Genomic DNA, 21,913 nt, shown 5'->3' on the forward strand with positions numbered 1-21,913 from the left:
GAAATCCTCACTAAGTTTGATCACGCTTGCGCGTGATTACTTAGTGATTACCTTGCGACCGCGGTAGAAACCGTCGGCGGTAACGTGGTGACGCAGGTGGGTTTCACCAGAGGTTTTGTCTACAGACAGGCTGGTGACTGCGGTCAGCGCGTCATGAGAACGACGCATGCCACGTTTGGAACGGGTTGGTTTATTCTGTTGTACGGCCATGGACCTTACTCCTTAATTACGATTTACCCCCGTTTGAGCGGGGAAAACCTATTACTTACGCTTTAAGCTGGCTAATACGGCAAATGGGTTTGGCTTTTGCGCTTCATCAGGCAGTTCACCAAAGACCATGTCCGCCTCGGACACTTCACAGTGTTCAGAATCATGCACCGGAACTACGGGCAAGGAGAGGATGATTTCATCTTCAACCATCGCCAGCAGATCGATTTCACCGAAGTCGTTAACCTCAATCGGTTCATACGCTTCCGGCAGTGCTTCAGCCTGTTCGTCGGAACGGACAGGACTAAAACAATATGTTGTGTGAACCTGATGGGTAAACGGCTTGCCGCAACGCTGGCATTCGAGGGACACCGTCACTTTCGCATCACCGGTTATAACCGCGAGGCGTTGGTTGTCGATGGCGAACGAAATGGAGCATTCCACATCACTGTCCACACTGACTACAGATTCGGCGACACGCTCAACCTGATTGGGCAGATAGATGCCCTCATAATCAAGGCGTTTCTGAGCCGTGCGAACCGGATCGAGAGTCAGGGGTAATTTTACCTTTTGCATAGGGCGCGCATATTAACTTTGTAACGTCATAGAGTCAAAGAAAAAGGCAGCCTGAGGTTGCCTTTTGCCAATAATTCGCACACATTGCGGCCTACAGTTTAAAATGCCTGTCATGGTTAAGCCATATTTGGTGAAAAAAATATGTCAGATATTGTTCTTGCATCGACATCGCCCTGGCGTCGTGCGTTATTAGAGAAGCTCGGGCTGGCGTTTGAATGTGCCGCGCCACTGACCGACGAAACCCCACAACCCGGCGAGTCCCCCCGCCACCTCGTGCTGAGACTGGCGCAAGAGAAAGCGCAATCTCTGGCTCAACGCTTTCCCCACCATTTGATTATTGGATCTGATCAAGTGTGCATGCTGGAAGGTGAAATTACCGGCAAGCCGCTGACCGAAGAAAATGCACGTCAGCAATTAACCCGGGCCAGCGGAAATATTGTGACATTTTATACCGGGCTGGCGCTGTTTAATTCCGCAACGGGTCATTTACAAACCGAGTGCGAACCTTTCGATGTGCATTTTCGCCACCTGAGTGCCCAGGAAATAGAAGACTACGTGCGTAAAGAAAACCCACTGCACTGTGCGGGAAGCTTTAAGAGTGAAGGTCTTGGGATTGCGCTTTTTGACCGTCTGGAAGGTCGCGATCCGAATACGCTGGTTGGCCTGCCGCTGATTGCACTGTGCCAGATGCTGCGCCGGGAAGGCTGTAACCCGCTATCGCGCTAATAAATCTGCTCATGACTGAGGTTATGTAAGGAAAGTCGGATGGTAACAGCCATCAGACAGAATAAAGGCGGTCACCATGACCGCCCTTACTTATGCTTTCTTGTTGCGTAGCACTTGCAGACAGCGCTTGAGTTGATCGTCCAGCGGCGCTTCTATACGAATAGTTTCGCCGGTATTGGGGTGGGTAAACTTCAACGCCGCGGCATGCAGAAACAGCCGTGTTAACCCGGTGCCTGCCAGTTGTTTATCAAACTCACGATCACCATATCGATCGTCAAAGGCAATCGGATGACCCGCATATTGGGTATGGACGCGAATTTGATGCGTACGACCCGTTACCGGGCTACACCGCACCAGTGTCGCGGCTTCATAACGCTCTTCGACTTTAAAGCGGGTTTCTGACGGCTTTCCTTCCTGGTTCACGCGCACAATACGCTCACCGCTTTGGAGAATATTTTTCAACAGCGGCGCCTGCACCACTTTGACGTGGGACTGCCACTGCCCGCGCACCAGCGCCAGATAATCTTTCAGCATGCCTTTATCACGCAACTGCTCATGCAGGGAACGCAGCGCGGAACGTTTTTTGGCGACCAGCAGCACACCGGAGGTGTCTCGATCCAGACGGTGCACCAGTTCCAGAAAACGCGCTTGCGGACGTAATGCACGCAGCCCTTCAATGACGCCAAAACTTAACCCGCTACCGCCGTGTACCGCAGTGCCAGACGGTTTATTCAGCACCAGGATATGTTCATCTTCATAAAGAATGACGTCGCTCAGCGCGGCAACTTTTTGCAGGTGCGGCGAAACCGCTTCCTCTTCCCGTTCCGCAACGCGGACAGGTGGAATACGCACTTCATCGCCCGCTTCCAGCTTATATTCCGGCTTCACGCGTTTTTTATTCACGCGGACTTCGCCTTTACGCAAGATGCGGTAAATCATACTTTTTGGCACACCTTTCAGTTGGGTGCGTAAAAAGTTATCGATGCGTTGCCCCGCTTCGTCATCGGCGATAGCAACAATTTTTACGGAAGGAGTCTCAGTTTTCATGGGAGGCGATTCTAAATAGCGTCGATGAATAGCGCCACTCATTTTTATATGCTTATATTTACTTTTGATCCTGGCCTGCTTCGTTCGACACAGACGTTTTGGCGGTTATTAAACCAATCGCCAGGCAAAAGTGAAAAAACTGTGAGTAACCGGGTGATAAAAGGTAAAAGTCAGCTTGCTATAACAGGGTTCGCAAGGAATAATGTTGCAGTTTTCCGCGTTGGATCTTGTTATAACAAGCAATTGTGCGGAATGACCAGTTTTGCCTGTCCGACCATACACGCAGCAATGGCGTAAGACGTATTGGACTTTCAGGCAGTTAGCGGGCTGCGGGTTGCAGTCCTTACCGGTAGATGGAATCTTCTCTGGAGAGTTTTTCCCAGGCTGTTCCCCTGATAATTGCGCTGTGTTTTCCACAGGAAATACAGGCAACCGACACACTGCGCCTCTTAAGCGAACGACAACCGTGAGGTTGGCGACGTGAACAGACACGAGGCCATCGGTTCTCCCCCGGAAAGGCGTCATCATGCCCGCAGCTTAGTCGTCAATGTAAGAATAATGAGTAAGTTACGATGAAAAGAATGTTAATCAACGCAACTCAGCAAGAAGAGTTGCGTGTCGCCCTTGTTGATGGGCAGCGTCTGTACGATCTGGATATTGAAAGTCCTGGACACGAGCAGAAAAAAGCGAACATCTACAAAGGTAAAATCACCCGAATTGAACCGAGCCTGGAAGCAGCCTTTGTTGATTACGGCGCTGAACGTCACGGTTTCCTTCCCCTCAAAGAAATTGCCCGCGAATATTTCCCTGCCAATTACAACTCTCATGGCCGTCCGAACATCAAAGATGTATTGCGCGAAGGTCAGGAAGTTATCGTCCAGATTGATAAAGAAGAACGCGGCAACAAAGGCGCTGCGCTGACTACCTTTATTAGCCTGGCAGGCAGCTATCTGGTACTGATGCCAAACAACCCGCGCGCGGGTGGCATTTCTCGTCGTATTGAAGGCGATGACCGTACCGAACTGAAAGAAGCGCTGGCCAGCCTCGAATTGCCCGATGGCATGGGTCTGATCGTCCGCACCGCCGGTGTGGGTAAATCTGCTGATGCTCTGCAGTGGGATCTGAGCTTCCGTCTGAAACACTGGGAAGCTATTCAGAAGGCCGCTGAAAACCGCCCTGCTCCGTTCCTGATTCACCAGGAAAGTAACGTTATCGTTCGTGCTTTCCGTGATTATCTGCGTCAGGACATCGGCGAAATCCTTATCGATAACCCGAAAGTGCTTGAGCTGGCTCGCCAGCATATCTCCGCGCTGGGCCGTCCGGATTTCAGCAGCAAAATTAAGCTCTACACCGGTGAAATCCCGCTGTTTAGCCACTACCAAATCGAATCGCAGATTGAATCCGCCTTCCAGCGTGAAGTACGTCTGCCGTCCGGCGGCTCTATCGTTATCGATAGCACCGAAGCGTTGACCGCCATCGATATCAACTCCGCGCGTGCAACCCGTGGCGGTGATATCGAAGAGACCGCCTTTAACACTAACCTGGAAGCGGCAGACGAAATTGCACGTCAGTTGCGTCTGCGTGACCTCGGTGGTCTGATCGTTATCGACTTTATCGATATGACGCCGGTGCGCCATCAGCGCGCGGTAGAAAACCGTCTGCGCGAAGCCGTTCGTCAGGACCGTGCGCGTATTCAAATCAGCCATATTTCTCGCTTCGGCCTGCTGGAGATGTCCCGTCAGCGCCTGAGCCCGTCACTCGGCGAGTCCAGCCACCATGTGTGCCCGCGTTGTAGCGGAACCGGGACTATCCGTGACAACGAATCCCTGTCACTTTCTATTCTGCGCCTCATCGAAGAAGAAGCGCTGAAAGAAAATACCCAGGAAGTGCATGCCATCGTTCCGGTACCGATCGCCTCCTATCTGTTGAACGAAAAACGCGCCGCAGTCAGCGCTATTGAAACCCGTCAGGGTGGCGTGCGTTGCGTAATCGTACCGAACGACCAGATGGAGACGCCGCACTATTCCGTACTGCGCGTGCGTAAAGGCGAAGAGACAACCACCCTTAGCTACATGCTGCCGAAGCTGCATGAAGAAGAGATGGCTATGCCGTCAGACGAGGAATCTGCCGAGCGTAAACGTCCTGAGCAGCCTGCGCTGGCTGCCTTCGTCATGCCGGAAGTTCCGCCTGCGCCAACGGCACCAGAAGCCCCTGTAGCGAAGGCGCAACCGGCTGTCAGCAACGAGCCTTCAGTAGCCGCACCTGCTGCTCCGGGTCTTCTTAGCCGTCTTGTCTCCGCCCTGAAAAACCTGTTTGCCGGGAGTGAAACTGCCGCACCAGCCGAAGTTCAGGAAGTGAAGAAAGAAGAGAAGCAGGAGCGCCAGCAAGATCGCCGCAAATCGCGCCAGGGTAACCGTCGTGACCGCAATGAACGTCGTGAACCGCGTGCAGATGGTAATGAAGGGCGTGAGAACCGCGATGACAATCGCCGTAATCGCCGTGAGAAACCACAGCAGAATGCCGAAGCGCGTGAAGCCCGTCAGCCAGTACCCGTAGCTGCGGAAGAGACGGAAAAAACGAAACAGCGTGATGAGCAGCAGCCTTCCCGCCGCGAGCGCAATCGTCGTCGTAATAACGACGAAAAACGCCAGGCGCAGCAGGATGTGAAAGCGCTGAACCGTGAAGAACAACCTGAGCAGGAAGCCGAACAGGAAGAGCGCGTTCAGGTGATGCCGCGCCGTAAACAGCGTCAGTTGAACCAGAAAGTCCGTTTCGGTGATGCTCCGGCAAGCACAAGTGAAGAGGCTGTTGCCGTAGAGCCGGGTACCACAGAAGCCCCTGTACAACGTACAGAGCTGGCGAAAGTGGATCTGCCGGCCGTTGTTGAGAACGTTGCTGAGCAAGAAGAAACTGCAGAAAACCGTGATACCGCAGGTATGCCGCGTCGTTCTCGCCGTTCGCCGCGTCATCTGCGCGTCAGTGGTCAGCGTCGCCGTCGCTACCGTGATGAGCGTTACCCGGCACAGTCCGCAATGCCGCTGGAGATTGCCTGTGCTTCTCCGGAAATGGCGTCCGGTAAAGTGTGGGTTCGCTATCCGGTTACGCGTCCTCAGGACGAGGTGCAAGAAGCACCGGTTGTTGAGCAGCAAAACAGTGTCACCGCTACCGATGTCGCACCTGCCATTGCCGAAGTCGAACAAGTTGTGGCCACCGCTCAGCAAGAGCAGCAGTCCGTCGTAGCTGATGTACAGGCACCGGCTGAGGAAGTGGTTGAAGTCGCACCGCAGGCACCGGTTATCGAGCCAGAGCCTGTTGTGGTCGAAACCACGCATCCGGAAGTGATCGAAGCCCCGGTTGAAGCACAGCCGGAACTGATCGCAGAGGAAGACCGTCCGGTCGCGGAAGAGGTGGCGCAAGCCGCTGAACCTGCGGTTGTTACACCGGTTGTTGAAGAAACAGCACCTGTTGTTGCAGAGCAACCGCAAGCGCCTGTTGCTGTCGAGGAAAAACAGCCAGAAGCTACTCCGGTAGCCCCGGTTGTTGAACCTGTAGCACCGGTTGCTGCAGCGATTGAGCGCGTAGCTCCTGTGGCAGCCAGCGAGGTCCATCATGCCACTGCGCCGATGACCAAAGCGCCTGCACCCGCCTATGTGCCGGAAGCGCCACGTCACAGTGACTGGGTCCGTCCTCAGTTCAACTTTGACGGCAAAGGTTCTGCAGGCGGTCACAGCGCCACGCATACCGCAACGGCGCCAGCTACACGACCGAACGCAGCGGAATAAGCACTCTGCTGATAAAAAGCCGACCTCCGGGTCGGCTTTTTTTACGCTTTCAGCGCAGGCTGTCGCATTCCACTCAGGCCCGGCATGACCTCGCGCATCAACTGGAGAAACATCCGCAAACGTGCCGGATAATAACGCGCCCAGGGGTACACCAGATGCACAGGCAACGGTGGGATCTGCCACTCAGGCAGTAAAGCCACCAGTCTGCCGTTGCCGATATCCTCTTCTACCGTCCAGCTTGAGACAACGGCCACACCAAGCCCTGACAGCGCGGTATTGCGTGCCACATACAAACTGTCGGTATAGAGCCTGGGCGCAATAGTTATTTGCTCTGTTACCCCGCTAAACACGTTGGTGACGGCAACGTTATGCTGGTAAAAGGTGCTTAACGCAATCCACGGCAGCGCCGCCAGATCCTGCGGCGTGCGAATTTCCGCAAAGCGGGCTAACAGTGTTGGCGATGCGACAATGGAACGCGGAACTTCGGCAAGCAGGACGGAAACCGTCGCCGGGTCCACTTCGGCCCCAACGCGAATCGCGCAATCAAGATTCTCGCTGAGAAAATTAACGGTCTTATCGTTAAGCATCCATTGCACCGAAAGCTGCGGGTAGCGTTCCAGAAAACGCGTCAGCGGGGCCAGGAGCTGTTCCTGACCAAAGGCATGAGGCGCTCGCACACGAAGCATCCCGACGGGCTCATCTTCTGTCTGGCTCAGTTCATCTTCAAGCGCAAGCCAGGTATCAATGACACGTCTCGCATGTTGATAGCAGCGCTCGCCATCGTCGGTGAGCTTCATCGCATGGGTGGTACGAAGAACCAGTTTGACTCCGAGCATGGTTTCCAGCGACTGCAGACGACGACTCACCGTGGCCTGCGTGGTATTGAGCTGGCGCGCTGCGGCCGATAGCGACCCCGCCTCTACAATGCGCACCAGCGTGCGCATCAGATCAACGCGGTCTATACGTTCTGCACGCTGCATTTAAATTTCCTCTATACGTTTCACGTATAACCGTTTTACCACTCTGCTGGCTACCGCGTCACGTTGTAATCGACAAAAATACATTCACACCAACTATGAATATGTTTGAGGAAAAGTTATGAACCGTCGTTCTCAATCGTTAAATCCGGCGCAGTGGATTATCTTTGCGCTGGCGCTGGGGGCGGGTTTTAGCGTCGCCGCGATTTATTATGCACAACCCTTATTACCACTGATGGGCAGCGATCTGCATTTGACCGTTAACGGAATGGGGCTGGTTCCGACGCTGACGCAGGCAGGCTACGCGCTGGGCATCCTCTTTTTATTGCCGCTGGGCGACCGTTACGATCGTCGTCATCTTATTCTTGCGAAAAGCGTGGCGCTGGCTTTACTGCTGCTGGCCTGTAGCCTGATGGCACATTTACCGGGGTTATTACTTATCAGTCTGTTGATCGGGATGGCGGCCACCATGGCGCAGGATATTGTTCCCGCCGCCGCCATTCTTGCACCCGAAGGTAAGCAAGGAAAAACCGTCGGTACAGTGATGACGGGGTTACTGTTGGGTATTTTACTTTCTCGTACCGTGAGCGGCGTTGTCGGCGCAGCGTTTGGCTGGCGCATTATGTTCCAGCTTGCTGCTGCCAGCATTGCATTTATCGCCGTTCTGATGTGGTTTGTGTTGCCGCGATTCGCCGCGCATTCAACGCTCGGTTATCCCGCGCTGATGAAAACAATGGCGCATCTTTGGCAGCGTTACCCTGCCCTACGCCGTGCTGCGTTTGCGCAGGGCTTTTTATCCATCGCGTTTAGCGCTTTCTGGTCAACCCTTGCAGTAATGTTGCTGGATAACTATCAGCTCGGAAGCGCCGTCGCAGGTATGTTTGGTATTGCAGGCGCAGCAGGCGCACTGGCGGCACCTTTAGCAGGGGGGCTGGCAGATAAAGTCGGTGCTGAAAAAGTGACTCAACTGGGTGCCGGGCTGGTCACAATATCCTTTGCGCTGATGTTCGCACTGCCGGCATTGCCACCGCATGGACAACTGGCACTGATAGCCCTGTCGGCTGTTGGTTTTGATCTTGGCTTACAGTCCAGTCTCGTGGCGCACCAGAATCTGGTGTATGGCCTGGAGCCAAAGGCGCGTGGCCGTCTGAACGCCCTTCTCTTTACTGTCGTGTTCATTGGGATGGCGCTGGGTTCAGCGCTCGGCAGTAAGGTCTACACTATCGCCGCATGGCCTGGCGTGGTGGCGCTGGCAACGTTGACTGGCGCAGTCGCCCTGGTGATCCGTTTAGTGGATAACCGTCGTGTTACTGCACAATCGCGCAATATCGGCTAAAAAAAAGGCCCGCACCGGATACCGGTGCAGGCACACAGAACATGTTCCAGTTTCCAGACATGTTCTAAAGCGAAGATTACTTATTAAGTTGGAACAGCGACATGCCTTGCATGTCGCTAAATGTTTTATAGGATGCCTGCAATGCCGTCTGCTGCATGGTGTAAGACGAGATGACCGAGTTCCAGTCTACATCAACGAGATCGCTCATCTGTGTTTTCAGTGAAAGCGAACGGTCATCACCCAACTCATCGAGATTGGTCAGCTCTTGTAACTGCGTACCCAACTGTGCACGAACGGTCGATACGTTATTCAGCGAGTTAGTCAGGCCACGGTTGGCTTTATCCAGGGCTGCCTGAGAAACAGCCTGAGCTGCCTCGTTACCTGAAACCGGGACTTTCAGCGCCGCGATTGCGTCATCTAACATACTGAACACGTTGGTTTGCGAAGTACTACCATCCGGCTCCGGGATCGCATTGCTGGTAATGCTATTGAAGACCTGGTTACCCGTATGGGCAATTACCATGCTACGGGACGCATCCACCTGCTGACTGATCGCAACACTGCCGCCATTGTAAGCGCCTGCGGCGTTAAACGGTGGAGTGTCGGTTTTATAGCCACCAAAAATATAGCGACCATTACCATCAGTGCTGTTTGCCAGGTTGAGCAATTGATCGCGAACACCTTGTAGCTCTGTCGCCATAGACGCACGGTCATCGTCGCTCAGTGTACCGTTCGCAGCCGCAACCAGTGAGGTATGTGCCGCAGTTACAGCAGTGGTCACCTGCGACAACACATTTTCTTCCAGCGATACTTTCTGGGTAGCGAAAGTACGCGCGGTTTTATACTGTTCGTTCTGCTGCTGTGCCTGAGAAACCACTACAGCCTGGGAGGCGGCAATCGGATCGTCAGAAGGCTTATTCACGCGCTGGCCTGTCGACATTTGCAAGCCATAATCCATCCACTTAGTCTGTGAATTGGTAATGCCACGCATGTTTTGGTCATACATCATCTGAGTACTAATACGCATCTCTTACCCCTTACTTAGCGTACGTTCAGTATCGCATCGAACAGCGTGTTTGCCGTCTGCAACACCTGCGCGTTTGCGAGATAATATTGCTGGTAACGCTGCAGGTTACCGTACTCTTCGTCGAGGTTGACGCCAGAAATCGATTGTTGCTGGTCAGAAAGCTGCGTAACCACATTCGCCTGCGTCGTACTGCTGGTTTTCAGCGTAGAAGTCGTTGTACCGACATAGCTGATCATTGACGCGTAGGCATCGTTAAAACTTTTTGTATTGCCGATGACTTTACTGTTTTGCAGATTTAACAGCGCCTGACCATTGGTATTATCGCTTTTACCGGAAGTCGCGCTGGCGGCCATGGCAATTTTCGACTCATCGGTGATGGCCACGCTCATATTGGTAATGGCGTTCACGACCGGTTTCACCGTGAAACTGTCGTTTTTGTTCGCTGTACCGGAAACGCTGATAGTCAGACCGTCAAAACTGAGGTTGCCGCTGGCATCCGGCGTAACGGCAAACGCCGTGTTATCCGCCAGTCGGGTCACATTCCAGCCAGTATCGGTTTTAATCAGTTTATAATCCGTCGCCTGCACTTGTGTACGGTCACTGATGGCCGCTGTCAGCGCGCCAGTACCGGTGTTTTTCGCATTGCTCAGGGTGGACGGCGTGCCAATCGTGAAGAAGTCTGTACCCGGATCACCATCGACATCATAGCCTTGTTTATGCTGAGCATTGAACGCATCGGCGAACGCATAAGCCAGTTGGCCCAGCGTATTGCGTGTCTTATCCAGATCCTGAGAGCGGAAAGTCAACACGCCCCCCAGCGAACCGGTGGTCAGCAGTTTTTCCGGAATTTCAATGTTCCCTGCGGTCGGGTCAACATATGCAACCGTCGTACGGGCAGGGTCATCACTGGAGGCCACCGCGGCCAACTGGCGGGAAGTACTGCCCTGAACCAGCGTATAGCCATTCGCCATCGTGATGTTAAACGTGCTGTTGTCCTGGACACTGACTTCAACGCCCACAATGCCGTTTAACTCACTTACCAGTTGGTCGCGCTGATCCAGCAGGTCGTTCGGCGATGCGCCGCCACCTACTGCCGTCAGACGTGAAATCTGGTCGTTCAGATTAGCGATTTGGCTGGTGTAGTTATTAATCTGATCAACGCTTGATGAGATAGAGGTGTTAACCTGTTTGTCCTGATCGCGCAGGTACTGGTCAGCCACTTTAAACTGGTTAACCAGGCCATCGGCTTTACCCAGTACACTCTGACGGGATGATGAATCCTCGGCGTTACTGACCAGCGTCTGAACGCTGGAGAAGAAACCTTGCAGCGCAGTGGCCAGTGTATTGGTTGAACCCGACAGCATGTTGTCAATTTTTGACATCTGGTTATAACGGGTCGTCAGGCTGCTGCTCTGGGTATTCGCTGCGCGTAACTGGTTCGTAATAAACGAATCATATTCACGTTGCACACCAGAGACAAACGCACCGTTGCCAATCCACCCACCAGCACCCAGAGTGCTATTCGCCGCAGTCAGGACTGTTGTCTGGCGGGTATAGCCCGTCACGTTATAACTTGAAATGTTATTACTGGTGGTATTAAGCGCCGCCTGGGCTGCACTGAGCCCACTCATCGCGGTATTAATCAAGTTGGCCATTGAGGTTCCTTATAAACTTTGAGACATAAGTCCTGCTAACGATTATCGGCAACCCTGAGCTGAACTTGAGTCGTTTCAGAACAGATTTTCAATATCATTGCTGTAGGCCTTGCTAACCTTCTCGCCCATCGACTTAAGCTGCTGAATCATACTTGTCAGTTTCTGCGCATATTTCGGATCGGTGGCATAACCCGCGTTCTGTAACGCCTGTGCGCCTTGTTCCGGCGTTGCCGCTGTCGTCACCGCCGCATATCGCGGATTGCGACTTAACATGCTGACATAATCAGAGAGCGCTTCCAGATACGAGCTGTAGACACGGAACCTGGCTTTGACCTTTTTGGCTTCGCCATTTTCATATTCAGTGGTGGTGATTTCGGTAGTCGGTCCTTTCCAACCAGGCGTCGCCTTCACGCCGAAAATGTTAAAGCTCGGCGCACCGTTTTCACGGGTGATTTGTCGCTGGCCCCAACCCGATTCCAGCGCGGCCTGCGCCAGAATCAGATGGTGAGGAACCCCGCTTTGCTCACTGGCAAGACGAGCAGGCAGGGAAAGTTGAGCCAGGAAGTCTTTACTGTCACCGCTCAGCGGCTCGTCACTATTTTCCGGCGCTTTCGGCAGTGCCTTACGCACCATTTGCGTAATAGCCTGGCTTTGATAAGTGTTGATGGTTTCGGGATCGAATTTCATCGGCACCTGCTGCATCTGGTCACCCGCAGCAACCGGCGCCTGCCCGCCGGACATCTGTTGGACCATCATATCGGCCAGTCCCAGCCCCTTGCCTGCCGTCATCTGCTGGGCAATTTGTTGGTCATATAAGCTGGTGTACATCCGCGTGGAATCGCTGCTGAAAATACCGTCTTTTGGCAGGGCTTCGCGCATGCTTTTCAGCATCATTTGCACGAACATCCCCTCTACCTGACGCGCCACAGGCCGCAGGTTAGTCTGCGGATCCTGCCCGGCTTTGGTTTTCAGATCGTTAAGCGATTGCGCGTCCCATGCCGCGCTCGCCATCAAGCGGCTGTCAGTCAGCATTAGATGATCTCCAGCTTAGCCCGCAGGCAACCCGCGCTCTGCATTGATTGCAAAATGGACATCAGATCAATAGGTGTTGCGCCCAGCGCGTTCAGTGCACGTACCACGCTATTCAGATTGGCGCTGGAACGAATACTCTGCAGGGAGCCGCCACTCTGACGCAGGTCAATCTGTGTCTGCGGCGTGACCACTGTCTGACCACCGCCAAACGGCGTGTTCGGCTGGCTGACATTGGCTGACTGGTTGACCGTGACCGAGAGGTTCCCTTGTGCCACGGCGCAGTTATCCAGCGTGACTTCGCGGTTCATAACAACAGAACCTGTACGGGAGTTGATAACAATTTTAGCGTCCTGCGGCGCGACACCCACTTCCAGGTTCTGGATATCCGCCAGCATGCGCACCTGCGAACTGCCGCCTTGCGGCACGCGGACCTGAACCGTACGGGCATCCAGCGCGGTTGCGCCACCCATGCCACGACGGTTGATAGTGTCAGCAATCTGCTGCGCCATCGTGAAGTCATCCTGGTTCAATTGCAGGTTGATGGTGTTGCCATTGCCAAACTGGGAAGGCAACTCGCGTTCAATCACGGCACCGCCAGTGATACGTCCACCGTTAAGCTGGTTAACCGCCACGCTGCTGCCACCGGCGGAAGCGCCTGCGCCACCGACCAGGATATTCCCCTGCGCCAGGGCATAGACCTGACTATCCACCCCTTTCAGTGGGGTCATCAGCAGCGTACCGCCACGCAGGCTTTTGGCGTTACCCATAGAGGAGACCACCACGTCGATGGTCTGCCCCTGGCGGCCAAACGCTGGAAGCTGGGCGGTAACCATGACCGCCGCAACGTTTTTGAGCTGCATGTTGGTGCCAGCCGGGACGGTGATCCCCATCTGCGACAACATGTTATTCAGGCTCTGAGTAGTGAATGGCGTTTGGGTGGTCTGGTCACCCGTTCCGTCAAGGCCAACCACTAAGCCATAACCAATTAAGGAGTTTTCACGTACGCCCTGTACACTGGTGAGGTCCCGGATGCGGTCGGCCTGGGCGACAAACGCCACCAGCACTAACGCTATTCCAGCCAGAAATCTAAACATAATTCACCCCGGTTACATCGGCGATAAGTTGAGGAAGAAACGCTGCAGCCAGCCCATATTCTGCGCTTCGTTAATGTAGCCGTTGCCGACGTACTCGATGCGCGCGTCCGCCACCTGTGTGGACGGAACCGTATTGCTGCCGCTGATGGTGCGTGGGTTCACAACACCTGAGAAGCGGATAAATTCAGTGCCCTGGTTGATGGCGATCTGTTTTTCACCCACCACGTGTAAATTGCCGTTGATCAGTACCTGGTCGACCGTAACGGTCAACGTGCCGCTAAATGTATTGCTGGCGTTAGCGCCGCCTTTGCCGTTAAACGAGTTGCTGCCTTCGCTCGTCAGGTCTGCACGCGCATTACCGAACAAGCCTTCCAGATAGCGAGGCGTGGTATCCATTGAGAAACTGCTTTTGCCATCGCGGCTGGCATTCGCTGATGAACTCTTACTGGCGCTCACGTTTTCTTGCAGCACCAGCGTCAATGTATCCCCGACGTTACGCGGGCGACGGTCTTCAAACAGCGGCTGGTAGCCATAGTTGATAGGCTGCGCAGTCTGGTAAATAGAGCCATTGACGACCGGAACGGGTCCCGGCATCGGTTGAGCGGTCGTTGCGCCCTGCACCAGCGGTGTTGAGGGAACCCAGGCACATCCGTTCAACATCAGTGCCAGTAAAGCTAACAGGGGGTAGCGGCCCGCGGCGTTTTTTTGCATTACATTCATCTTCGAAATCAGGGTTCCGGTGCAGCCTGCGCCGCACCGGATAACGCCTTAGAGTTGCGACAGTTTCTGCAGCATCTGATCGGTGGTCGATACCGCTTTGCTGTTAATTTCATAAGCGCGCTGAACCTGGATCATGTTCACCAGTTCTTCCGCCACGTTTACGTTCGAGGTTTCCACATACCCCTGATACAGCAGACCCGCACCGTTCAGCCCCGGCGTGGTGGTGTTCGGCGTGCCGGAAGACTGTGTTTCGAGGTACAGGTTTTCACCGATACTTTCCAGACCGGTGTCGTTCATAAAGGTTGTCAGGTTGAGCTGCCCCACCTGCACAGGCGCTGTCGCCCCCTGCTGCGTGGCGCTGACCACACCGTCACGGCCAATGGTGATACTCAGGGTGTTAGCCGGAATGGTAATGGCAGGCTGAACCTGGAAGCCGCCCGACGTTACCAACTGGCCATTCTGGTCAACCTGGAATGAACCATCACGGGTATAAGCAGAGGTACCGTCCGGCAGCAGGACCTGGAAGAAGCCCTCGCCTTTGATAGCCACATCTTTGCTGTTGTTCGTCTGGGAGAGGTTACCCTGGCTGTGCAGACGTTCGGTGGCCACCGGGCGAACACCGGTACCAATCTGCAGACCAGAAGGCAGCGTAGTCTGTTCAGAAGATTGCGCACCAGGCTGACGAATCGTCTGGTAAAGCAGATCTTCAAATACCGCGCGCTGACGCTTGAAACCATTGGTACTGACGTTCGCCAGGTTGTTGGCGATAACGTCCATATTGGTTTGCTGGGCGTCGAGGCCGGTTTTAGCGATCCATAATGAACCTATCATAGGAAATCCTGTTTATTAGCTCATGGACAGTAACTGGTTGGCACGCTGCGCATTCTCATCAACGTTACCAATAACTTTCATTTGCATTTCAAAGCGGCGCGCGCTGGCGATCATATCGGCCATAGCCGCCATAGGTTTAACGTTACTGCCTTCCAGCACACCTGACATGACGCGGATGTTTGGGTCCGGCTGTAACGTCTGGCCACGTGTGGCTTGCGCGCTTTGGCTGACGCGGAAAAGACCGTCATCGCCACGCACCACTTCACTGCCGTTCGCTTTCACCAGTTTCAGTTTGCCAACCGGGGAGACCGTGTTCGGCGGATCACCGGCGGTCAGGGCGGAAATGGTCCCGTCCGCGGCAATGGTGACCTGTGAACCTTCCGGAACAGCAATCGGCCCGTTCTCACCCATGACCGGATGCCCCTGAATGGTCAGTTGCCCGGTCGGTGTGACCTGAATGTTACCGTTACGGGTATACCCTTCGGAACCATCCGCGCTCTGCACCGCCAGCCAACCATCCTGTTGCAGGGCAACATCCAGTGGGCGTGACGTGTAGTTCAGATCGCCTGGCGTCATATCAGCGCCAGGTGTGGTCTCGGCGACCAGTGTACGGGTCGGCAGCGACAACCCTTCTACCGGTACCGCACGCAGCGCACTAAGCTGCGCACGAAAGCCCGGTGTTGAAGCGTTGGCCAGGTTGCTGGCGGTGACAGACTGCTGGTTCAGCGTCTGACTTGCCGCACCCATCGCTGTGTATATTGCGTGATCCATTAGACCATCCCGTCAGCCGATTAACGCAGGTTAACCAGCGTGTTAAGGATCTGATCCTGGGTTTTGATGGTCTGCGCATTCGACTGATAGTTACGCTGCGCGACGATCATATTGACCAGTTCTTTACTCAGATCCACGTTAGAGGCTTCGAGTGCGCCATTGGTCAGCGAACCGAAGTTACCCGTACCTGCCGTACCCAACAGCGCCACGCCAGACGCGTTAGTGGCAGACCATACGTTATCACCCTCAGATTTCAGGCCTTCGTTGTTGGCGAAGTTCGCCAGGACAATCTGACCCAGCACCTGTTTCTGTTCGTTGGAGTAGGAACCCACGACGGTACCGTCATCGTTAATGGTGTAGCTCACCATAGAACCCGGCTTGTAGCCGTTCTGCGAGGTGCTCACGACTGTGCTGGTGGTGTTCTGCTGCATGGAGTTCAGGAAACTCAGGGAGAATGTCGCCGCTGTAGCGCCGCTAAGCGTACCGGAAGTTACCGTAATGGCCGGGTTAGCGTTTGCTGTTGTGGCCAGATCATAGCCACCGGTCGTAGCATTCGGGGTCCAGTTGTAAACACTCTCCAGGCTACCGTTCTGATTAAAGATCATTCGCGCCGCTTTGGTCGCCGTAGAACCCGTTACGCTGGAATCCTGCGTGTAGACATCCCATGTATTGTCTGCTGCTTTGACATAAAACACGTTCATGTCGTGAGCGTTACCCTGGCTGTCGTAAACAGTGATCGGCCCTTTTAAGTTGTAGCTGTCAGCGTTAGTCGGGTCGAACGTGGTCACCGTCGGCGTCTTAGAAGACGAGTTCAGGTTAACCGGCATCGTTGCGGTGGTGGTGATTTGTGCCGACATCAGCGTCGTCGGGATATTGATCCCCGTTGGGTTCGCGCCCGACTGGATGGTCGGAGGCGTACCGCTTGCCGGAAAACCCGTTACTTGCAGACCCTGCATGTTTACCAGGTTGCGGTTTTCATCCAGCGTGAACTGGCCATTACGGCTGTAATAAACAGAACCGTTGGTATCAACGAGGCGGAAGAAGCCATTCTGGCTAATTGCGACATCGAGGCCGCGTCCCGTATTGGTGGTGGTACCGTCGTTAAAGTCCTGGGTAACGCCCGCGACTTTAACACCCAGACCTACTTTAGAACCCGCAAACATGTCAGCGAAGGACGCAGTACTGGATTTAAAGCCATACGTAGCGGAGTTGGCGATGTTGTTACCAATAAGATCGAGGTTGGTGGCCGCAGCATTCAGACCGCTGACCGCTTGTGAAAAGGCCATGACTTACTCCTGATAAGTGTTAAGGCTTAAATAATCTGCCGAACTTCGTTGAGCGTAGTGGTGCCGTAGGTACCTAAATCTAACTTGTTGCCTGATTCCGACAGCGTTACCCCCTGAACCAGAGCGTATTGCAGCGGCTGAGCAACCAGTTGCGTAGTGCCTGAACTGGCGGCGATAGAAACTTTATAAGAGCCATCTGGGGCGGTGGTGCCGTCCGACAGCTTTCCATCCCAACTGAAGGTATGGACGCCAGCGGTCAGCGGCCCCAGGTTGACGGTCTGTACCACGGTGCCGTCTTTGCTGGTGATGGTCGCGGTCGCTTTATCTGCGGCCTGGGTCAGTTCAACACCAAACGGCGTTGTGGTTGAGCTGCCAGCCAGAATCGTCGTACCTTCAATCATTACACCGTGACCTACCAGATTGCTGGCCTGCAGCGCCTGGCTGTTATCGATCTGCCCGGAGATAGATCCCAGGGTGGTGTTCAGTTTTTCAATCCCGTTCAGCGTACTGATCTGCGCAAGCTGCGAGGTCAGTTCGTTGTTCTGCAGCGGATTGGTTGGGTCCTGGTTTTTTAACTGTGCGACCAACAGGGTCAGGAAGCTGCTCTGTAGGTCTGATGCGCTACTCGTAGTCAGTTGAGACGAGCTGCTACTGCTGCTGGTGGAGCTGACACTACTACTGGACGTGTCGTTCACATTTACGGCGATAGACATTTATGTCTCCTTTTACTGGCCGAGAGTAAGCGTTTTGAGCATCATATTTTTAACGGTGTTGAGCACCTCGACGTTCGCCTGATAGCTGCGAGACGCGGACATGCTGTTCACCATTTCCCCGACAACATCAACGTTAGGCATTTTGACGTAGCCCTTCGCATCCGCCAGTGGGTTGCCGGGTTCATAAACCAGCTTGTCGGGTGCCTGGCTTTCAACAACGCCAGCCACTTTTACGCCACCCGTTGCCTGGCCTGGTGCAGCATCCACCTGGAAAACGACTTGCTTAGCGCGATAAGGTTGACCGTCCGGTCCGGCGACGCTGTCGGCGTTCGCCAGGTTACTGGCAGCCACGTTCAGACGTTTGGACTGCGCGGCAAGCGCGGAGCCGGAGATATCAAAAATATTCAGCAATGCCATGGTTAGTTATTCCCCTGCAACACGGACATCATGCTTTTAATCTGCCCGCCCAGCACGGTCAGCCCTGTCTGATACTTAAGGCTGTTATCCGCAAACTGCGTACGCTCGCGATCCATATCCACGGTGTTGCCATCGGCAGATGGCTGATCCGGAATACGATAAAGCAGGTCTGGAGACGGGGTGGAAATGGCTTGCGCCGGAATATGGCGACTGGAAGTTAACGCCAGCGAGACGCCTGTGTTCTCTGCACGGCCACGTTCCATCACCTTTTTCAGTTCGCTGGAAAAATCCATATCACGCGCCTGATACCCCGGGGTATCGGCGTTCGCAATATTGGCGGCCAGGATTTCCTGGCGCTGCGCGCTCAGATTCAGTGCTTCTTGCTGGAACCGTAACGCGGCATCAAGTTTATCGAGCATGGCTTCCCCGCTGATGACAATTATTTAGTCAACAGCTTAAATCTCCTTACGCGCGCCTTATCGACGGAATAAGCGCAAAATGCGTCGCTATTTATTGCGTTGATAGATTTGCGTGACGGGTAGAATCCTGTCATCTCTTCAACAAACAACAGGCAGGGGTCTGCGATGAACACGTTGAAAAGCGGTTTAGCCGCGGCATTGCTGTTTTTGATTTTAAGCCCGCAAGTGTTGGCGCAAGACTTAAAGGCGCAGCTCACCGCGTTTTTTGCACAACGACTGGCTGGCTTTAGTGACGAGGTGGTGGTAACAATACGTACGCCGAAAAATCTTTATCCCACCTGTGAGCAACCGGCTTTAAGTTTGACGGGCTACGCTCAGCTTTGGGGGAACGTCAACGTATTGACAAACTGCGGTAACGAAAAGCGCTATTTGCAGGTAAACGTCCAGGCGACGGGTAATTATGTTGTCGCCGCTCAGGCGATTACCCGTGGTAGTGTACTGACGCCGGAAAGCTTAAAGCTCAAACGCGGCAGGCTCGATCAGTTACCGCCGAAAACAATGCTCGATATTTCTCAGGCACAAGATGCCGTAAGCCTGCGCGATCTCTCACCCGATCAACCGGTTCAGCTCTCGATGCTGCGCCAGGCCTGGCGAGTAAAAGCCGGCCAGCGAGTGATGGTTGTAGCCAATGGCGAAGGCTTTAGTGTCAATAGTGAAGGCCAGGCGCTGAACAATGCGGCGGTGTCGCAAAGTGCCCGGGTACGCATGTCTTCTGGACAAATTGTAAGTGGAATTGTCGGCGCTGATGGGAATATTCTGATTAACCTATAATCTTTTTAAAGAATTCGCGGCATCTGCCGATAAATAAGCAACGACTGAAGATGGCAGACCCAAAACGCCGGAAAACCTCTATGAGGACAACACACTATGAGCATTGATCGTACATCGCCTTTAAAGCCGGTTAGCACCGTACAACCACGTGAAACCAGCGACACCCAGGCAACGAAAGTACGTCTGGAAAAATCGAAAACCGCCAACAGCACGAGCGTAACGCTTAGTGATGCCCAATCCAAATTGATGCAGCCGGGTAGCAGCGACGTCAATATGGAACGCGTTGAACAACTGAAAACGGCAATCCGTAATGGTGAGCTAAAGATGGACACCGGTAAAATCGCCGATGCCCTGATTAACGAAGTGCAGAGTTACTTGAGTAAATAATGTATGAATCAACTGTCAGACATTCTTGATCAGATGACAGTTATCCTGAACGCATTAAAAGACGTGATGGATGCTGAGCAAAAACAACTCTCTGTGGGCCATGTGCATAGCAGCACGTTGCAACGCATTACGGAAGAGAAAAGCTCATTGCTTGCCACACTGGATTATCTTGAGCAGCAACGCCGCGAAGCGCAAAAGGTGCAAAGTAGCGCGAATGACGATATCGCCGATCGCTGGCAGATAATCACACGAAAAACGCAACACCTGCGTGATCTGAACCAACACAACGGCTGGTTGCTCGAAGGGCAAATTGCCCTTAACCGAAAAGCGCTCGAGGTACTGAAACCTCACCAGGAGCCAGGGCTTTATGGTGCGGACGGTCAGACCTTTACGGGTAGCAGGGGCGGAAAAAAGATTTCCATTTAGCTAACGCGTTCACATTCTTTTATGCGGGAGTCGACTGTCATGGTCGACTCCCTTTTGCGCTTACGCTATCCGGCGGGCAAAATCTTTAACTCTGAACCCCAGCACCGCAAGCGTCGCGAAGTAAGCCACAACGCCTACCACCACCACGACCATGAGCCGAGCCAGGCGATGCCCCATGTTGCCCTGCGCCCAGTCAGGCATCACATACAGCATGCCCAGCAGTGCGGCTGCCATTACGATCACCGCAATAAACAGACGTGTCAGGAAACGGCCCCAGCCGGCCTGTGGGGTAAAGATATTCTGCTTACGCAACTGCCAATAGAGCAGGCTGGCATTCAGACAGGCCGCCAGGCCAATCGAGAGTGACAGACCGGCATGTTTTAGCGGGCCAATAAATGCCAGGTTCATTAATTGCGTCATCACCAGCGTGACAATGGCAATCCTGACCGGCGTTTTGATGTCCTGTCGTGAATAGAACCCTGGAGCCAATACTTTCACCACAATAAGGCCCATCAGGCCAACCGAATAGGCGATCAGCGCTCGCTGAGTCATCTGGGCGTCAAACGGGGTAAACTTACCATACTGAAAAAGCGAAACCGTCAGCGGCTTCGCAAGAATGCCTAACGCCACCGCGCTGGGCAGCGCCAGCAAAAAGCATAACCGCAACCCCCAATCCATCAGGCGGCAATATTCATCATGATTACCGCTGGCAAAACTTCGCGAGAGCGACGGCAGCAAAATCGTCCCCAGCGCCACACCCAGTACCCCGGATGGAAACTCCATCAGGCGGTCAGCGTAATACATCCAGGAGACCGAACCGGAGACCAGGAAGGAGGCAAAAATGGTATTGATAATCAGGGAGATCTGACTCACCGATACGCCAAGGATCGCCGGCCCCATCTGTTTCATCACCCGCATCGCGCCCGCATCGCGGAAACTGATACGTGGCAGCACCAGCATGCCAATTTTTTTCAGATGCGGCAGTTGATAAACCAATTGCAGGATACCGCCCACCGTCACCGCCCATGCCAGCGCAAGCACCGGCGGATGGAAATACGGCGCACCGAACAGAGCAAAACCGATCATGCTGATATTAAGAAATGTGGGCGCAAATGCCGGGACGGAGAAACGGTTCCAGGTATTGAGGATCGCCCCGGCGAGCGACGCCAGTGAAATCAGCAAAATGTAGGGAAAAGTTATCTGCAGAAGTTGAGAGGTCAATGCAAATTTATCAGCCGTGTCGGCAAACCCCGGCGCCGTCACCAGAATCACCCAGGGCGCCGCCAGCATGCCGGCAACGGTGACAATCGCCAGTGCCAGCGTCAACAGCCCCGATACATAGGCGACAAAAACGCGCGTCGCCTCTTCGCCCTGTTTACTTTTATATTCCGCAAGAATGGGGACAAAGGCCTGAGAAAATGCCCCTTCGGCAAAAATACGTCGTAAGAGATTTGGCAGTTTAAAGGCGACAAAGAAGGCATCGGTCGCCATCCCTGCACCAAATACCCTCGCCACAATGGCATCGCGCGCAAAACCCAGCACGCGAGAAAACATGGTCATTGAGCTGACGGCCGCCAGCGATTTTAATAAGTTCATTTAAGGTTCCATAAACACAACGCCTGCACAAAGCAGGCGTTGGTATCGCGAAGCGCT

Annotated in this window: 22 protein-coding genes; 6 read left to right on the plus strand and 16 right to left on the minus strand. The window is 54.0% G+C overall.

What is annotated here, in order from left to right; genetic code table 11:
• Positions 1–36 precede the first annotated feature (36 nt).
• The gene (gene rpmF, locus ABIB59_RS01590; RefSeq protein ID WP_020457446.1) at positions 37–210 is read right to left on the minus strand and encodes a 50S ribosomal protein L32; all 174 of its coding nucleotides are present in this window, start codon (positions 208–210) and stop codon (positions 37–39) included.
• 51 nt (positions 211–261) lie between these two features.
• Positions 262–783, minus strand: a complete 522-nt coding sequence (yceD, locus tag ABIB59_RS01595) for a 23S rRNA accumulation protein YceD (protein ID WP_041851730.1) — start codon at positions 781–783, stop codon at positions 262–264.
• 141 nt (positions 784–924) lie between these two features.
• On the opposite strand from yceD, the gene ABIB59_RS01600 reads away from it, so the two are divergent.
• The gene (locus ABIB59_RS01600) at positions 925–1,509 is read left to right on the plus strand and encodes a Maf family protein (protein WP_041851731.1); all 585 of its coding nucleotides are present in this window, start codon (positions 925–927) and stop codon (positions 1,507–1,509) included.
• Positions 1,510–1,599: 90 nt separating this feature from the next.
• Here ABIB59_RS01600 and rluC read toward each other — a convergent pair whose 3' ends face one another.
• Complete coding sequence (rluC, locus tag ABIB59_RS01605; protein ID WP_354033786.1) at positions 1,600–2,556, minus strand: 23S rRNA pseudouridine(955/2504/2580) synthase RluC; 957 nt, start codon at positions 2,554–2,556, stop codon at positions 1,600–1,602.
• 572 nt (positions 2,557–3,128) lie between these two features.
• Between rluC and rne the strand changes: the two genes are divergently transcribed.
• Positions 3,129–6,338 carry a ribonuclease E gene (gene rne / locus ABIB59_RS01610; RefSeq protein WP_107222869.1) on the plus strand — a complete coding sequence of 1,070 codons (3,210 nt, stop codon included), beginning with the start codon at positions 3,129–3,131 and terminating at the stop codon, positions 6,336–6,338.
• A 41-nt stretch (positions 6,339–6,379) separates the two neighbouring features.
• On the opposite strand, the gene ABIB59_RS01615 is transcribed toward rne, so the two are convergent.
• The gene (locus tag ABIB59_RS01615) at positions 6,380–7,318 is read right to left on the minus strand and encodes a LysR family transcriptional regulator (RefSeq protein WP_110296054.1); all 939 of its coding nucleotides are present in this window, start codon (positions 7,316–7,318) and stop codon (positions 6,380–6,382) included.
• Between the two features lie 118 nt (positions 7,319–7,436).
• Here ABIB59_RS01615 and ABIB59_RS01620 point away from each other — a divergent pair, with 118 nt between their 5' ends.
• The gene (locus ABIB59_RS01620; RefSeq protein ID WP_071195447.1) at positions 7,437–8,651 is read left to right on the plus strand and encodes an MFS transporter; all 1,215 of its coding nucleotides are present in this window, start codon (positions 7,437–7,439) and stop codon (positions 8,649–8,651) included.
• A gap of 76 nt (positions 8,652–8,727) precedes the next feature.
• Here the strand turns inward: ABIB59_RS01620 and flgL are convergent, their stop codons facing one another.
• From flgL to flgB, 11 genes are all read right to left on the minus strand, one after another.
• A complete protein-coding gene (gene flgL, locus ABIB59_RS01625; protein ID WP_334748867.1) occupies positions 8,728–9,678 on the minus strand; it encodes a flagellar hook-associated protein FlgL in 951 nt (316 codons plus the stop codon).
• Between the two features lie 14 nt (positions 9,679–9,692).
• A complete protein-coding gene (gene flgK / locus ABIB59_RS01630) occupies positions 9,693–11,333 on the minus strand; it encodes a flagellar hook-associated protein FlgK (RefSeq protein ID WP_354033789.1) in 1,641 nt (546 codons plus the stop codon).
• A 75-nt stretch (positions 11,334–11,408) separates the two neighbouring features.
• Positions 11,409–12,365: a flagellar assembly peptidoglycan hydrolase FlgJ gene (flgJ, locus tag ABIB59_RS01635; RefSeq protein ID WP_079496432.1), complete on the minus strand. Its 957-nt coding sequence runs from the start codon at positions 12,363–12,365 to the stop codon at positions 11,409–11,411.
• Positions 12,365–13,459, minus strand: a complete 1,095-nt coding sequence (locus ABIB59_RS01640) for a flagellar basal body P-ring protein FlgI (protein WP_041851739.1) — start codon at positions 13,457–13,459, stop codon at positions 12,365–12,367. The genes flgJ and ABIB59_RS01640 overlap by 1 nt, the downstream gene beginning before the upstream one ends.
• A gap of 12 nt (positions 13,460–13,471) precedes the next feature.
• The gene (locus ABIB59_RS01645; RefSeq protein WP_041851740.1) at positions 13,472–14,170 is read right to left on the minus strand and encodes a flagellar basal body L-ring protein FlgH; all 699 of its coding nucleotides are present in this window, start codon (positions 14,168–14,170) and stop codon (positions 13,472–13,474) included.
• A 57-nt stretch (positions 14,171–14,227) separates the two neighbouring features.
• Positions 14,228–15,010: a flagellar basal-body rod protein FlgG gene (flgG, locus tag ABIB59_RS01650; protein WP_041851741.1), complete on the minus strand. Its 783-nt coding sequence runs from the start codon at positions 15,008–15,010 to the stop codon at positions 14,228–14,230.
• Positions 15,011–15,025: 15 nt separating this feature from the next.
• The gene (locus ABIB59_RS01655) at positions 15,026–15,781 is read right to left on the minus strand and encodes a flagellar basal body rod protein FlgF (RefSeq protein WP_041851742.1); all 756 of its coding nucleotides are present in this window, start codon (positions 15,779–15,781) and stop codon (positions 15,026–15,028) included.
• 20 nt (positions 15,782–15,801) lie between these two features.
• Positions 15,802–17,067 (minus strand): flagellar hook protein FlgE, encoded by a 1,266-nt coding sequence (gene flgE / locus ABIB59_RS01660; RefSeq protein ID WP_079496429.1) that lies wholly within the window; start codon positions 17,065–17,067, stop codon positions 15,802–15,804.
• Positions 17,068–17,093: 26 nt separating this feature from the next.
• Positions 17,094–17,780 (minus strand): flagellar hook assembly protein FlgD, encoded by a 687-nt coding sequence (gene flgD, locus ABIB59_RS01665; protein WP_193793753.1) that lies wholly within the window; start codon positions 17,778–17,780, stop codon positions 17,094–17,096.
• Between the two features lie 12 nt (positions 17,781–17,792).
• Positions 17,793–18,197: a flagellar basal body rod protein FlgC gene (flgC, locus tag ABIB59_RS01670; protein WP_041851745.1), complete on the minus strand. Its 405-nt coding sequence runs from the start codon at positions 18,195–18,197 to the stop codon at positions 17,793–17,795.
• Positions 18,198–18,199: 2 nt separating this feature from the next.
• Positions 18,200–18,616: a flagellar basal body rod protein FlgB gene (gene flgB / locus ABIB59_RS01675; protein ID WP_041851746.1), complete on the minus strand. Its 417-nt coding sequence runs from the start codon at positions 18,614–18,616 to the stop codon at positions 18,200–18,202.
• Between the two features lie 165 nt (positions 18,617–18,781).
• Between flgB and flgA the strand changes: the two genes are divergently transcribed.
• From flgA to flgN, 3 genes are all read left to right on the plus strand, one after another.
• Positions 18,782–19,447, plus strand: a complete 666-nt coding sequence (flgA, locus tag ABIB59_RS01680; protein WP_354033793.1) for a flagellar basal body P-ring formation chaperone FlgA — start codon at positions 18,782–18,784, stop codon at positions 19,445–19,447.
• A 96-nt stretch (positions 19,448–19,543) separates the two neighbouring features.
• Positions 19,544–19,834, plus strand: a complete 291-nt coding sequence (flgM, locus tag ABIB59_RS01685; RefSeq protein WP_041851748.1) for a flagellar biosynthesis anti-sigma factor FlgM — start codon at positions 19,544–19,546, stop codon at positions 19,832–19,834.
• Positions 19,835–19,837: 3 nt separating this feature from the next.
• Positions 19,838–20,260, plus strand: coding sequence for a flagella biosynthesis chaperone FlgN (gene flgN, locus ABIB59_RS01690; protein ID WP_041851749.1), 423 nt, complete (start codon positions 19,838–19,840; stop codon positions 20,258–20,260).
• A gap of 60 nt (positions 20,261–20,320) precedes the next feature.
• Here flgN and murJ read toward each other — a convergent pair whose 3' ends face one another.
• Complete coding sequence (gene murJ, locus ABIB59_RS01695; RefSeq protein ID WP_354033795.1) at positions 20,321–21,856, minus strand: murein biosynthesis integral membrane protein MurJ; 1,536 nt, start codon at positions 21,854–21,856, stop codon at positions 20,321–20,323.
• Positions 21,857–21,913: the final 57 nt, after the last annotated feature.

The organism is Citrobacter sp. UYEF32 (genome assembly GCF_040546205.1).
In the GTDB taxonomy this organism is placed as follows: Bacteria; Pseudomonadota; Gammaproteobacteria; order Enterobacterales; family Enterobacteriaceae; genus Phytobacter; species Phytobacter diazotrophicus.

What these genes read in the sequence shown, in the direction of transcription:
- ABIB59_RS01615 (WP_110296054.1), bottom strand. Translation starts at nt 7,318, where the DNA reads ATGCAGCGTGCAGAACGTATAGACCGCGTTGATCTGATGCGCACGCTG.
- murJ (WP_354033795.1), bottom strand. Translation starts at nt 21,856, where the DNA reads ATGAACTTATTAAAATCGCTGGCGGCCGTCAGCTCAATGACCATGTTT.
- ABIB59_RS01600 (WP_041851731.1), top strand. Translation starts at nt 925, where the DNA reads ATGTCAGATATTGTTCTTGCATCGACATCGCCCTGGCGTCGTGCGTTA.
- flgC (WP_041851745.1), bottom strand. Translation starts at nt 18,197, where the DNA reads ATGGCATTGCTGAATATTTTTGATATCTCCGGCTCCGCGCTTGCCGCG.
- flgJ (WP_079496432.1), bottom strand. Translation starts at nt 12,365, where the DNA reads ATGCTGACTGACAGCCGCTTGATGGCGAGCGCGGCATGGGACGCGCAA.
- ABIB59_RS01640 (WP_041851739.1), bottom strand. Translation starts at nt 13,459, where the DNA reads ATGTTTAGATTTCTGGCTGGAATAGCGTTAGTGCTGGTGGCGTTTGTC.
- flgB (WP_041851746.1), bottom strand. Translation starts at nt 18,616, where the DNA reads ATGCTCGATAAACTTGATGCCGCGTTACGGTTCCAGCAAGAAGCACTG.
- flgL (WP_334748867.1), bottom strand. Translation starts at nt 9,678, where the DNA reads ATGCGTATTAGTACTCAGATGATGTATGACCAAAACATGCGTGGCATT.
- flgA (WP_354033793.1), top strand. Translation starts at nt 18,782, where the DNA reads ATGAACACGTTGAAAAGCGGTTTAGCCGCGGCATTGCTGTTTTTGATT.
- ABIB59_RS01655 (WP_041851742.1), bottom strand. Translation starts at nt 15,781, where the DNA reads ATGGATCACGCAATATACACAGCGATGGGTGCGGCAAGTCAGACGCTG.
- ABIB59_RS01645 (WP_041851740.1), bottom strand. Translation starts at nt 14,170, where the DNA reads ATGCAAAAAAACGCCGCGGGCCGCTACCCCCTGTTAGCTTTACTGGCA.
- rpmF (WP_020457446.1), bottom strand. Translation starts at nt 210, where the DNA reads ATGGCCGTACAACAGAATAAACCAACCCGTTCCAAACGTGGCATGCGT.
- ABIB59_RS01620 (WP_071195447.1), top strand. Translation starts at nt 7,437, where the DNA reads ATGAACCGTCGTTCTCAATCGTTAAATCCGGCGCAGTGGATTATCTTT.
- rluC (WP_354033786.1), bottom strand. Translation starts at nt 2,556, where the DNA reads ATGAAAACTGAGACTCCTTCCGTAAAAATTGTTGCTATCGCCGATGAC.
- flgG (WP_041851741.1), bottom strand. Translation starts at nt 15,010, where the DNA reads ATGATAGGTTCATTATGGATCGCTAAAACCGGCCTCGACGCCCAGCAA.
- flgN (WP_041851749.1), top strand. Translation starts at nt 19,838, where the DNA reads ATGAATCAACTGTCAGACATTCTTGATCAGATGACAGTTATCCTGAAC.
- flgD (WP_193793753.1), bottom strand. Translation starts at nt 17,780, where the DNA reads ATGTCTATCGCCGTAAATGTGAACGACACGTCCAGTAGTAGTGTCAGC.
- rne (WP_107222869.1), top strand. Translation starts at nt 3,129, where the DNA reads ATGAAAAGAATGTTAATCAACGCAACTCAGCAAGAAGAGTTGCGTGTC.
- flgE (WP_079496429.1), bottom strand. Translation starts at nt 17,067, where the DNA reads ATGGCCTTTTCACAAGCGGTCAGCGGTCTGAATGCTGCGGCCACCAAC.
- flgK (WP_354033789.1), bottom strand. Translation starts at nt 11,333, where the DNA reads ATGGCCAACTTGATTAATACCGCGATGAGTGGGCTCAGTGCAGCCCAG.
- flgM (WP_041851748.1), top strand. Translation starts at nt 19,544, where the DNA reads ATGAGCATTGATCGTACATCGCCTTTAAAGCCGGTTAGCACCGTACAA.
- yceD (WP_041851730.1), bottom strand. Translation starts at nt 783, where the DNA reads ATGCAAAAGGTAAAATTACCCCTGACTCTCGATCCGGTTCGCACGGCT.